This window comes from Pseudoalteromonas sp. 3J6 (assembly GCF_903995135.1).
Lineage (GTDB): Bacteria > Pseudomonadota > Gammaproteobacteria > Enterobacterales > Alteromonadaceae > Pseudoalteromonas.
This window is the reverse complement of record NZ_LR877185.1, coordinates 585,021-596,851: the sequence shown is the minus strand read 5'-3', so window position 1 is coordinate 596,851 and position 11,831 is coordinate 585,021. Positions and strand designations below refer to the sequence as shown.

General features: G+C 40.9%; 10 protein-coding genes and 4 tRNA genes. 4 read left to right on the top strand and 10 right to left on the bottom strand.

Going from position 1 to position 11,831, the window contains the following annotated elements:
* Positions 1–48: 48 nt before the first annotated feature.
* The 7 genes from P3J6_RS02680 to murB form a co-directional block, all read right to left on the bottom strand.
* Positions 49–124 (bottom strand) — tRNA-Thr (locus P3J6_RS02680).
* A 10-nt stretch (positions 125–134) separates the two neighbouring features.
* Positions 135–209: transfer RNA gene (locus P3J6_RS02675), tRNA-Gly, on the bottom strand.
* Positions 210–255: 46 nt separating this feature from the next.
* A tRNA-Tyr gene (locus P3J6_RS02670) sits at positions 256–340 on the bottom strand.
* Positions 341–381: 41 nt separating this feature from the next.
* Positions 382–457, bottom strand: a tRNA-Thr gene (locus tag P3J6_RS02665).
* Between the two features lie 126 nt (positions 458–583).
* Positions 584–1,282, bottom strand: a complete 699-nt coding sequence (locus tag P3J6_RS02660; RefSeq protein WP_198522177.1) for a type III pantothenate kinase — start codon at positions 1,280–1,282, stop codon at positions 584–586.
* Positions 1,279–2,271, bottom strand: a complete 993-nt coding sequence (gene birA / locus P3J6_RS02655; RefSeq protein ID WP_138609568.1) for a bifunctional biotin--[acetyl-CoA-carboxylase] ligase/biotin operon repressor BirA — start codon at positions 2,269–2,271, stop codon at positions 1,279–1,281. The genes P3J6_RS02660 and birA overlap by 4 nt, the downstream gene beginning before the upstream one ends.
* Positions 2,268–3,278, bottom strand: a complete 1,011-nt coding sequence (murB, locus tag P3J6_RS02650; RefSeq protein WP_198522176.1) for a UDP-N-acetylmuramate dehydrogenase — start codon at positions 3,276–3,278, stop codon at positions 2,268–2,270. The genes birA and murB overlap by 4 nt, the downstream gene beginning before the upstream one ends.
* Before the next feature lie 144 nt (positions 3,279–3,422).
* Between murB and P3J6_RS02645 the strand changes: the two genes are divergently transcribed.
* On the top strand, positions 3,423–5,264 hold the full coding sequence (locus P3J6_RS02645) for a M1 family metallopeptidase (protein WP_198522175.1): 1,842 nt from the start codon (positions 3,423–3,425) through the stop codon (positions 5,262–5,264).
* Between the two features lie 50 nt (positions 5,265–5,314).
* Here the strand turns inward: P3J6_RS02645 and P3J6_RS02640 are convergent, their stop codons facing one another.
* Positions 5,315–5,917, bottom strand: coding sequence for a DUF2057 domain-containing protein (locus P3J6_RS02640; protein ID WP_138609562.1), 603 nt, complete (start codon positions 5,915–5,917; stop codon positions 5,315–5,317).
* A gap of 92 nt (positions 5,918–6,009) precedes the next feature.
* Between P3J6_RS02640 and P3J6_RS02635 the strand changes: the two genes are divergently transcribed.
* From P3J6_RS02635 to P3J6_RS02625, 3 genes are all read left to right on the top strand, one after another.
* Positions 6,010–6,381, top strand: coding sequence for a histidine triad nucleotide-binding protein (locus P3J6_RS02635; RefSeq protein WP_010392287.1), 372 nt, complete (start codon positions 6,010–6,012; stop codon positions 6,379–6,381).
* Positions 6,382–6,590: 209 nt separating this feature from the next.
* Positions 6,591–7,247, top strand: a complete 657-nt coding sequence (locus tag P3J6_RS02630) for a helix-turn-helix transcriptional regulator (protein WP_138609560.1) — start codon at positions 6,591–6,593, stop codon at positions 7,245–7,247.
* An 80-nt stretch (positions 7,248–7,327) separates the two neighbouring features.
* Positions 7,328–9,484 carry a response regulator gene (locus tag P3J6_RS02625; protein ID WP_138609558.1) on the top strand — a complete coding sequence of 719 codons (2,157 nt, stop codon included), beginning with the start codon at positions 7,328–7,330 and terminating at the stop codon, positions 9,482–9,484.
* A gap of 66 nt (positions 9,485–9,550) precedes the next feature.
* Here P3J6_RS02625 and P3J6_RS02620 read toward each other — a convergent pair whose 3' ends face one another.
* Positions 9,551–10,975: a mannose-1-phosphate guanylyltransferase/mannose-6-phosphate isomerase gene (locus tag P3J6_RS02620; RefSeq protein WP_198522174.1), complete on the bottom strand. Its 1,425-nt coding sequence runs from the start codon at positions 10,973–10,975 to the stop codon at positions 9,551–9,553.
* A 58-nt stretch (positions 10,976–11,033) separates the two neighbouring features.
* Entirely contained in the window at positions 11,034–11,807 is a 774-nt protein-coding gene (locus tag P3J6_RS02615; protein WP_178956762.1) for an amidohydrolase, read from the bottom strand.
* Between the last annotated feature and the right edge of the window lie 24 nt (positions 11,808–11,831).

The window sequence follows — 11,831 nt, the reverse complement described above, 5'->3', positions numbered from 1 at the left end:
TAGTTTTTTCTGACAGATAAAGGAAGTGTTTAAGGAGATTCAATTGACTGGTGCTGATAGGCAGATTTGAACTGCCGACCTCACCCTTACCAAGGGTGCGCTCTACCAACTGAGCTATATCAGCATCATCAAATTGGAGCGGGCAGCGGGAATCGAACCCGCATCATCAGCTTGGAAGGCTGAGGTAATAGCCATTATACGATGCCCGCTTTAAGGAACCTGTTCTTAAACTACCTCTAACCGTCTAGAATAAAGTGGTGGAGGGAGCTGGATTCGAACCAGCGAAGGCTGAGCCGTCAGATTTACAGTCTGATCCCTTTGGCCGCTCGGGAACCCCTCCACGATAATTCTTTATACTAAGCACTTCCGGTAAAAGGAAAGTGGTGCCGACTAACCGAGTCGAACGGTTGACCTACTGATTACAAGTCAGTTGCTCTACCAGCTGAGCTAAGTCGGCACTGCTTTAGTACGGGGCGAGATTCTAGAGTAAGGTTTATTGGGATGCAACCAAAAAATTAAAAAAAATGTGATTTTATGCTTCAAACGCTCACTATTCGCGCAAAAAGCAGTTTTTTTGTTGTTTTTAACTCTTTTTAGCTAACTCATACCAGTAATTTAAGCCTTTCATCACTAGCATTGGGTCGAAAATACTGTCTGAAAAATGACCTTGTAATAGCTGACCATAACCACCAGCAAAAATTAAAAGGCTATTTTTTGTATTCAAATGCAGCTTTGCTTGTTCAATTGCGCCAATAGTTGCCACTAAAGCGCCGTTTTTTAATCCGTTAGGGGTATTTTTGCCAAGTTCATTAGCAAATGGCGTGTTTTCATCATCAAATACGCGCTGAGTATTTTGAGTGAGTGAGGCAGTCATTAAATCAAGCCCTGGTAATATCCAACCACCTAAGTGCTGCCCATCATTATTAAGGACGTCTATAGTCGTTGCCGTGCCTGCATCAACAACAATCGCGGCCGTATTAGGGTAAAGCGTGTAGCCACTAATGAGCGCCAACCATCTATCTATACCCAAATTACCCACTTGTTGATACGCGCAATGTAACGTACCTAGTTCATGACTAACCGTAGCCTCAAAGCAATCGATATTTTGTGCTTGGGCTTTTTCTAATAGCTGCTTGAGTAATTCACTACGGCCCACACAAGCGTAAACAACAACCGTAATTTGCAGCCATGGAATATTATTAGTATCGCATGGCTGTATTTGCCCATCTTGCCACAATACAGCTTTGAGTGAGGTATTACCTACATCAATGAGTAATCTCATGCTTGTGCCTTTCTTAATGAAATCTCACCGCCATAATAACTTTTCACTTCACCGTCTTGGCGAATACGTACACCACCATGCGCATCTATACCTTCACAAATGCCACACCAACTACGATGTCCGGTATTAAGCTCTACCTGCTGACCAGCAAATGCATTTAATGCATTCCATTGTTGATACATAGTTTGTAAGCCATTCTCACGATATTGCGCTAAGCGTTGCTCTAAACAATAAGTTAATGAAGCTACTAGTTGATTTTTATCTAGCTGCTGGGTGTGCTGACTTAAATCGGTCCACGCTTGGTCAATGTACTGACTGGCACTTTGTGGCATATTTAAATTAATACCAATCCCTATTACCAACTGACATGGCCCTTGTGGCTGCCCGTCTAATTCTACCAAGACACCTGCGAGTTTTTGTTTGTTTATATAAATGTCGTTTGGCCATTTAAGCTCTACTTCAATACCATAAAGTGCTTTTATCGCATCATACACCGCTAAACCAACAGCAATCGATACGCCCATCGCGGCTTGTAAACCATCATCTAAGCGCCAAAAATAACTGTAGTATAAGTTTGCACCAAAGGGTGATTGCCATACTCGGCCTCGACGCCCCCGCCCTGCTTGCTGCATTTCGGCTACAATTACGGTACCCGATTTTAGTGCTGCTTTAGCTTGAATGCGGCGCATTAACTCGCTGTTGGTTGAATCAATCAGTGGTTGCACTTCAATATTCGCGGTATTAGCGCCTAACTCAGCATAGTGCTGCTGTATACTTTGCTGATTAAGTAAACCTACTTGGTTATTTAAGCAATAGCCTTTACCCGTAACTTTAAATACATCTAAGCCCATAGCCTGTAAGCTTTGAATATGCTTACTTACCGCCGCGCGACTTATTCCTAATTCATCACCTAGTGCTTGCCCAGAGACAAACCCACCTTCATTCAGTGCATTTAAAATAGCCAGCTTGTTTCCATCAGGTGCTTTCATACTGATTGCTCCAAAGAGATATGGCATTCGTTGTGTTGATCAATTAACCGCACTTCGTGTTCTAAACTTATGTTGTAACGTGTTAAAACAATATCCTGAATGTGAGCAATCATATTAATTAAATCATCCCCTGCACTATTACCATGATTAACTAGTACCAGCGCTTGTTGTTGATGCACTTCTATACCTGCAATTTTATATCCCTTTAATCCCGCTTGCTCTATTAACCACCCTGCGGCCACTTTATGGTGACCGGCACCATGCGGGTAATGAGGTACCTCAGGATACGCCGTAATTAACTGCGCTAATTCACTATTGGTGATAATAGGGTTCTTAAAAAAACTGCCCGCATTAGCCAGCTTATAGGGATTTGGGAGTTTGCTGTTACGCGTTTGTATCACTTGTGCGCACACTTGCTGTGGCGTCGGGTTTTTTAGTTGTTGTAGCGGGCCATAACTGAGTACTGGCTGCCATATTTTGGACAACTTAAAGTGCACTTGGGTGATCACTGCTTTATTTTTTAGCGCGTGTTTAAATACCGATTCACGATAAGCAAAGTGACATTGCTGATTAGTTAAAGATTTAAAGCTACCGCTATCAATATCAAAATAGTCAACAGCTTCAATAAACTGAGCTATTTCTACGCCATAGGCACCAATATTTTGTACTGGTGCAGCACCGACTGTACCAGGTATGAGGGCTAAGTTTTCAAACCCCGCGATACCTTGCTCCAGCAAGTAAGTCACTAATTGATGCCAATTTTCACCGGCAGCTACACTAACTAAAAAGTCATGCGAGCGCTCAGTTATAGTAATGCCTTGGGTTGCCATTTTAATGACCGTGCCTGCATAGTCATTTAAAAAAATAGTATTGCTGCCCTCACCCAACAAACAAAAAGGGACTTTAAAGCACTGACTTTTAAGCTGCGCTGAGTCGGTAATCTCGACAAAATTTTGGCATTGGCTACTTAATGCAAATGTATGTAAGGGTTGTAATGAGTGCGGCACAAAGCCCTCTAAAGGTAGCAGTAATTAATCGCTCTAGTTTAACTCATCGTCGCAAATTGCGCATCAGCTTGTAAAAATTGTTCAACCCACTGCAGCAATCATGATATAAAACCTGCACTTTTTTTATTTGTACTCAAGGTAATTATGAAAATCAAACCTCTTTTTTTAAGCCTAGCTATGGCAGGTATGTGCTCGCAAGCAATGGCCAGCGCTATTGATCAAAATTCCTACGCCAACCTTGATGATGTTATCACCACGCATTTAAACCTTGATTTAGACATCGACTTTGCTGATAAGCAATTGGAAGGTTTTGTTGAGCATACGCTACAGTGGCAAAATGCCAACAGTAAAAAGCTAGTACTTGATACCCGTGACCTTGATATTGATAAAGTGATGTATCAAACGGCAAATGGTAATTGGCATAAAGCTAGTTTCAACCTTGCTAACCGCGATGATGTTAAAGGCTCAAAACTAACTATTACCTTTAAAAATCAAGCACAAAAAGTTCGTATTTACTATAACAGCCGCCCAGAAGCGTCTGGCTTACAGTGGTTAACGCCAGAGCAAACTGCCAGTAAAACTCACCCGTTTATGTATAGCCAGTCACAAGCGATTCATGCGCGTAGTTGGATCCCAGTGCAAGACACCCCAGCAATGCGTGTAACTTATAATGCGCGCATTCATACCCCTGAGGATATTCGTGCAGTAATGAGTGCTGATAATAAAGATGCTCTTTATAAAGATGGTGATTACCACTTCACTATGCCACAAGCTATTTCACCTTACTTAATTGCAATTGGTGCAGGTAACTTAGAATTTAAGGCCATGTCTAAGCAAACTGGTATTTTTGCAGAGCCGACTATTTTAGACGCCTCGGTTGCTGAATTTAATGACACCCAAGCGATGATCGACAAAACCAATGCCATGTACGGCGACTATGCATGGGGTCGTTATGATTTACTTATGCTACCACCTAGCTTTCCATTTGGAGGTATGGAAAACCCACGTTTATCATTTATTACCCCAACCGTTGTTGCTGGCGATAAAAGCTTAGTTAACCTGATTGCGCATGAACTTGCACATTCTTGGTCTGGCAACTTAGTGACGAACGCTACATGGGAAGATTTGTGGTTAAACGAAGGTTTTACCTCTTACGTTGAAAACCGCATTATGGAAGAGGTATTTGGGCGTGACCGAGCTGTTATGGAACAAGCACTTGATGCAGCTGGCCTACGTGCGCAACTTAAAACCATTGATGCTCCAGACACACGCCTTAATTTAAAACTTAATGGCCGCGATCCAGATGATGCGTTTAGCTCAGTGCCTTACACAAAAGGTCAGCTATTTTTAATTTACCTAGAAGAAAAATACGGCCGTGATAAGTTTGATGATTTTGTTAAGACCTACTTTAATGAATTTGCATTTAAATCGCTAACCACCGCACAATTTGTTACGTACATCAAAGCTAACTTAATTGAAAAGTATCCAGGCGTAGTGAGCATGGATAAAGTAAACGAGTGGATTTTTCAGCCTAGTTTACCAAGTGATGCACCTAACCCAACTTCTAACGCGTTCGATAAAGTCGATACTGCAACAGCGAGCTGGTTAAAAGGGGATACAACGGCGGCACAATTACCCACTGCAAATTGGACTGTGCATGAGTGGCTACACTTTTTAAACAACTTACCGCGCGATTTAAGCATTGAAAAAATGACTGAATTAGACGGCGAGTTTAACTTAACCCAATCAACCAACGCAGAACGTGCGTTTGCATGGTATATGCTAGCAGTAGGTAATGGTTACCAACCGATTTACCCTGCGCTTGATAAGCATTTATCGGGTATTGGTCGTCGTAAGCTTATCGTGCCGCTTTATAAAGCGCTTATTACCAATGGTAAAAAAGATTGGGCACAAAGCGTGTACTTAAAAGCGCGTCCGGGTTATCACCCACTGGCACAAGGTACTATTGACGCATTATTTAAATAGCATTATCAATAAATTAAAAAGGGCCAACTTGGCCCTTTTTTAATGCTTAATTATTTTGTTACTTTATCTAAAAAAGCCTGCCTTTCAGCGGGCGTTGCTTGTTGCCACCAAAAGTCGAGCATATTGGCAGCGCTTGGCATGCCCTTACCATTAATTGGCGCAATCGGTTTAATTGGGCGACTTGGTTTTTGTGGGCCGGCAGGGGTTTCTGAGGCCTGCTGATTAAACTGTGAACTTTGTAGTTGTCGTTCAGCTATCACATTTAATGGCTCAGCTAAGGTACTGCCTTTTGCTTTTAAGCTTACTTGCGGTGCCTCAGCAAATACTTTTGCTGCCACCGCATTTTCAGCACGATTAAATACTAAGGTGTAATCTTTACCTGCTTCAACGGTTACATTGACCCAAAAGGGCTCTGACTCAATCACTTCGTGATCGTCATAACCTAAATCATATAAATCTGTGTATTTAAGCTTTAACTGATAAGTACCCGGTGCTAACTCAACATCATCAACACGACTAAAAATAGAACTTTCAATGACTCGTTCACCCACTTGTAAAGGAACAAACTCCTCGGGAAAGTGAATGTTTTCTGCCAAACTAGATGCACTCACCAAGAGCGCCGCTACACTGCCTAATAATATTGATTTACGCATAATTACTCCTTTAGTTGATTTCAGTTTGACACTGCTGGCAAAATTTGTCATTAGTGGTATACATATTAATCGAAAAAATTAGAGTCATCATTATGAGTCAAGAGACTATTTTTACTAAAATTATTAATCGTGAAATTCCTGCTGACATTATTTACGAAGACGACCTAGCACTTGCATTTAAAGATATTAACCCTCAAGCACCCTTTCATGCGTTGATTATTCCTAAACAAGCCATTGCCACGATTAATGATGTCACTGAGGAAAACTCACATCTTGTTGGTCATCTATATGTGGTAGCGGCTAAGCTTGCCAAACAACTTAATTTTAGCGATGACGGCTACCGCGTGGTGATGAACTGCAATGAACACGGTGGACAAACCGTTTACCATATTCATTTGCATATGCTAGCGGGAAAAGAAATGGGCTGGCCTCCGTATCAAAACACTAAAAAAGTTGCGCTATAATCACTCATTAAATCCTGTATCTTAAAAAATACATTAAAAATACGGCGTTTTTCTTATATACCAAAAAAACAATTACTTATTTGCAACATTTTATGTTTAAATAATCGTAAATCGCACCTTTTCGCCAGTGAAATTGTTACTCCCTAATACAAAAGGTGTGCAGGGATCGTGGTAAGATTAATTAGCCAGCTTTATAAAGAGTAAAATACATGAGCAGTTCAGCCTTTTTGTTGTTAGATGAAGAACCAATTAACACTATTGGTATTAACGTTTTAGAGCCTTTGTTAAAAACGCAGGGCCTAGACGTAACTACAGGTACGAATATTTTAGATGTTCCGGTAGGTACTCGCTTATTGTTCATTGAAACATCAAGTAAAGACGCATGGACTAAGCTAAAAGAGCAGCTCGTTAATTTACGCGTCAAATGCGATATTGTGTTGTTTAATTTAGATGAAAACCCAGAGCTTGCTAATCGTGCATTACTCAGTGGTATTCGCGGTGTATTTTACACCACCGATAATGCTGACGTTTTAATGAAAGGGATTCGTTTACTACTTGAAGATCAGCTTTGGTATCGTCGTGATATTATGTGTAATGCGCTCAACCGTATGTTGCAATTTAACAAAGACGCACTACATAAGCTAACTGATGGCGATATTGAGCCAATCAAACTCACTAAACGTGAAAAAGCGATTATCTCGTTAATGAGTAACGGGTCGAAAAATAAAGAAATTGCTGAAGAGTTAAGCATTAGCCCACACACGGTTAAAACTCACTTATACAGCGCATTTAGAAAAACTAAATGCCGTAACCGTATTGAACTACTCTCTTGGGCACAACAAAATATTCCTGACGAAATTCGTTAAGGCTTATTTAAATAAATTTAATACAGGCACTTCAGGTGCCTGTTTTTATATCTTCTTTAAAAATCGCTGTTGGGGTCTTAATGCTCGACTCATTTACGCTTTATTTTGCCAGTATCGCTGTTATGACAGTGATGACGTTACTGAACTTTTTAACTTGGCGTACCAATAAGCATGTCCCCGGCACGTTACTTTATATCTCCTACCCTTTACTACTATTAGCCGCCATTGTGGGCTTTGCGCTCATAGGTAAAATCCCTGAAAAGCTTGCCATTACCTTTGCTAATAGCATGATGTTTTTAGCGTCCATTGTGCATTGCTTATCGCTGAGTCAGTTTTTAAATTATCGTGGTCGTGGTTTTAAATTTGTTTGCCTATTTACCGCTGCCAGCGCTTTATTGCTTGTTTACTTCACTTTTTTTCAGCCATCTATGCGCTCACGGGTTTATATTTCTGACTTTCAACATATTGTAGAAGCCGCTTTTTTACTATTTGTTTTTTTTAAATATGCGCGAAAACCTTATCCTAATGCCAGTATTGTTTACATTATTATTTTAACCTTGGTTGCAGCCAGTTTTATCACTCGAACTATTTTTATGGATCGCGTTGCACAACAAGATGCAATATTAAACCCATGGTTTGACTCACTATTATTTTTGAACAGTGTGATTGCCCCTATGTTTTATGCAGCCGGTATGGCTCTATTGTGTAATGAACGCAGAGAATTAAGGCTTAATAAACTTACCGAAAAAGCACACAAAGACTTAGAGATTCGCGGGCTCTTTTTATCAACTATAAGCCATGAAATACGCACCCCATTAAACGGCATTTTAGGCAGCGCACAACTGGTGTTAAACCAAACTAGCGACAGCCGCAATAAAGCTTATTGCGAAGCCATTATCAACTCAGCTGAGTCGCTCAACTTACTAGTAGATAAAGTGCTGGAATACGCAAGCTTAGATCAGCATGACGAAGCCTTGTACGAAGAAGACATAGAGTTCAAAACTTGGCTACAAAACTTATGCCTGCTGTTAAGCCCTTTGGCCGAACAAAAACAGCTTAAATTTGAGCTTGCCTGTAACATCCCTGATAAAGCCTGTTATTACTGCGATCAACAAAAGCTCAGACAAATCATTATTAATCTTGTTGGTAATGCGATTAAATTTACCGACACCGGCACAGTAAAAGTGCAAATTGATTTAATTAATGAAACTCAGCTCGATCATACTCTTAAAGTAAGCGTACTCGATTCAGGCCCGGGTATTGAAAAAGATGAAATTGATTACTTAACTGAGCCCTACATTCAAAGTAGCGCAGGTAAGGAAAAAGGCGGAACGGGGCTTGGTCTGGCTATAACTAGCCGCCTTCTCGATAAAATAAATAGCCAACTAGAAATCACCAGTGAGCTGGGAGTGGGTAGCGTATTTAGCTTTAACATGACACTAGCAATAGGTGAACTTAGCCTTGTAGAGCAGCGCCATCAGAGTAAGGATTATTTAACCGGACTTGATGTGTTACTTGTTGAAGATTTAGATTTAAACCAAAAAATAGCCGTTGAATTTATGGCTGACGACGAGCATAAAATTAAGCTCGCTAAAGATGGCAAAAGTGCGATTGAGTTGATGAAAAAATACCACTTTGATGTGGTGTTACTTGATATGAACTTACCCGATTTAACAGGGCAGCAAGTGCTAAAAACACTCAAGCGAGTGGAGCATAAAAATCAGCGAACTCCGGTGCTGGCCTTTACCGCCAGTTTGAGCCCTGATGAAATAAAAGAATACTTAGCACTGGGTATTAAAGACATTGTTGGCAAGCCATTAAAGCAAGAAAAACTACGCCAAGCATTGAGTGATTCACAGTCAACACAAACAGCTAGCATTGCCGTCGAGCTGATTGATACGTTATACGATGAAACCGCAACAGAGACCTTAACAAGCTCTTTTAGTATTGACGAAGTATCTTCTATTTATAATGAGTTTATCCTATCTGCGCGTAATAAGCTGAGCCGTTGCCAAGCTTTATTAGAGCAAGACCCCGAGCAATGCATTAAGTTATTACATCGCCAAGCCAGCACCGCAATGCAACTTGGTTTTAATAGCTATGGACTGGCACTGAAAAAAATAGAACGACGCTTACTTGATAAAAAGCCATTAAATAACTCATTAAATGAAGCCAGCACACTGTGGCAACACAGTTTAGAAGCCTATTTAAGGTATGTGCGCCAAGGGCTAGAGTAATACGGTTACGGGCTACCAAGTTTTACGACCGTAACAAATGATCAACCATATTTACTATTTATACTGTTATTTTCTACCGTATACATCATCAAATCGCTCTATGTCACTTTCATCCAATATGGCACCCGTTTGCACTTCAATAACAATTAAGGGTTCGGGCTGATTATTCGCTAAGCTGTGCAGTTGTTTTGCACCAATATAACAAGATTGGTCATGGGTCAGTGTTAAGCTTTGCTGGTCAATACATATATCTGCAGTACCTGAGACAACCACCCAATGCTCGGCACGATGCTGATGACGCTGGGTTGAGAGTTTTTCACCACTTTTTACGGTAATTTTTTTAACTTTAAAGCCGATACTTTCTATTAACGTACGATAATGTCCCCAAGGGCGGTAAACCACCTGATGATGCGCCAGTTTGTCATTTTGCGTAATTGCCAATTGCTTAAGTATTAAAGGCAAGCCTTCAAGCGAATCTTGTTTTGCAATCAAGGTGGCATCATGAGTATGTACAATCGCTAAATCGCTCACACCTAAAGTAGCAATTGTGTGCCCATCTTCGCTAATAACTAGGTTATTAATACTATTCTGTGCAATATGTTGCTGATTTTGACTGTTACCCTGCGAATCTTTTTCTGCAAGCGCTGCGAGTGCAGAAAAACTGCCGACATCGCTCCACTTTAACGCCACAGGCATTACCACTACATTATTGCTGCGCTCTAAAATAGCGTAGTCAATTGAGTCATTTGGGCAAGATTCAAGTGCATGGGCATTTGCTCTGGTAAACGCTAAGTCTTGTTTAAAGTCAGTGGCACTAGCAACACTTTTAGCAATTTTAGGGGCAAAGCGTTCCAGTTCTTTTAGATATGCCGCGGGAGTAAATAAAAACATACCACTATTCCAACTATAACCGCCCTTAGCTAAATAAGTTAATGCCGTTGCTAAATCAGGCTTTTCTTTAAACTGGTCAACTTCAAAGCAACAGGTGTCTTTAATGGCTGCGCCCTGTTTTATATAACCATAACCTGTGTGTGGCTCTGTTGGTGTGATTGAAAATGTAACTAATTTACCTTGCTCAGCAAGTTTAATCGCATCAGATAACTGAGCCGTTAATGCGGTAAAGTCTGCAATATGATGATCGGCAGGCATCACCAACAAAGGGCCCGTGATATTATTTTTTAAAGCATAGTGCGCGGCAAGAGCGATAGCTGGTGCGGTATTTTTGCCTTCTGGCTCAAGTACTATGGCATAGGGTTTTGCAAATGCTGCCTGCTCTGCGGCAATAAATCGATGCTGTTCATTACAGACCAAAATAGCGGGATTAAAGCCCTCAGTTGCAACTCGTAATAAGGTACTTTGTAATAACGACTGCTGGTTATTATCATCAAGCAAAGATAAAAACTGCTTTGGCATTGCTTGGCGCGATAGCGGCCAAAGCCGTGTACCAATGCCGCCAGCTAAAATTACCGGTGTAATAAGGGTTGTATTCATAAAGCCGCCAATAAAAATATCAGCGGTTATTTTAGCACTTTATCGGCTGGGCGCTAATTTATACCAATGCAAAAGCATCGGCATCTAAATGTGCCGGAAATTTAGCTCTAAACTCATCAAGCGGCGCTTTATTTAACGTGATTGTTAATAATGCTTGCTGGTCATCATGCGCTTTAATCAGTGGCTCACCTTTAAAGTCATACACTGCGGTTCCACCGCTGTGGTCAATACCATTGCCATCTTCGCCAACCCGGTTTACGCCAACCACGTAGCACAGGTTTTCCATTGCTCGCGCCATTAATAAAGTGTCCCACACATTACGCCTTGCCGCAGGCCAGTTGGCAATATTAATCATCACGTCGTAGTCATTGTTATTGCGCTGAAACACCGGAAAACGTAAATCGTAGCAAACTTGCGGTAAAATTTTAAACCCATTGAGCTCAAACACTTTACGGGTTTGTCCTGGCACTACAAATTCACCCTCGTTACCCAAACAAAATAAGTGGCGCTTATCGTAATAGCTCACTTCTCCATTTGGTTGTACCCAATAAAACCGGTTGGCCTTTTTGTCTCCTTGGGTTACCAATACTGAGCCTGCAATCACTGCATTATGTTGTTTAGCTTGTGTTTTAAGCCAACTCAGTACTGAGCCATTTTCAGCCTCACCACAATCAAGGTTAACCGCAAATCCAGTGGCAAAGGTTTCGGGCAATACAATTAAATCTGGTTTATTGGTGATGTTGGCAAGTTGTTGTTCAAACATAGCTAAATTGGCTTTTTTATCGAGCCAATGCAATGAGTTTTGTAATAGTGCTAAAGTTAAAGTTGACATAAAATCTGCGCCGCCTCTATTAGG

Coding starts and splice junctions, on each gene's coding strand:
- P3J6_RS02660 (WP_198522177.1), bottom strand. CDS start 1,282: ATGAGATTACTCATTGATGTAGGTAATACCTCACTCAAAGCTGTATTG.
- birA (WP_138609568.1), bottom strand. CDS start 2,271: ATGAAAGCACCTGATGGAAACAAGCTGGCTATTTTAAATGCACTGAAT.
- P3J6_RS02645 (WP_198522175.1), top strand. CDS start 3,423: ATGAAAATCAAACCTCTTTTTTTAAGCCTAGCTATGGCAGGTATGTGC.
- P3J6_RS02640 (WP_138609562.1), bottom strand. CDS start 5,917: ATGCGTAAATCAATATTATTAGGCAGTGTAGCGGCGCTCTTGGTGAGT.
- P3J6_RS02635 (WP_010392287.1), top strand. CDS start 6,010: ATGAGTCAAGAGACTATTTTTACTAAAATTATTAATCGTGAAATTCCT.
- P3J6_RS02630 (WP_138609560.1), top strand. CDS start 6,591: ATGAGCAGTTCAGCCTTTTTGTTGTTAGATGAAGAACCAATTAACACT.
- P3J6_RS02625 (WP_138609558.1), top strand. CDS start 7,328: ATGCTCGACTCATTTACGCTTTATTTTGCCAGTATCGCTGTTATGACA.
- P3J6_RS02620 (WP_198522174.1), bottom strand. CDS start 10,975: ATGAATACAACCCTTATTACACCGGTAATTTTAGCTGGCGGCATTGGT.
- P3J6_RS02615 (WP_178956762.1), bottom strand. CDS start 11,807: ATGTCAACTTTAACTTTAGCACTATTACAAAACTCATTGCATTGGCTC.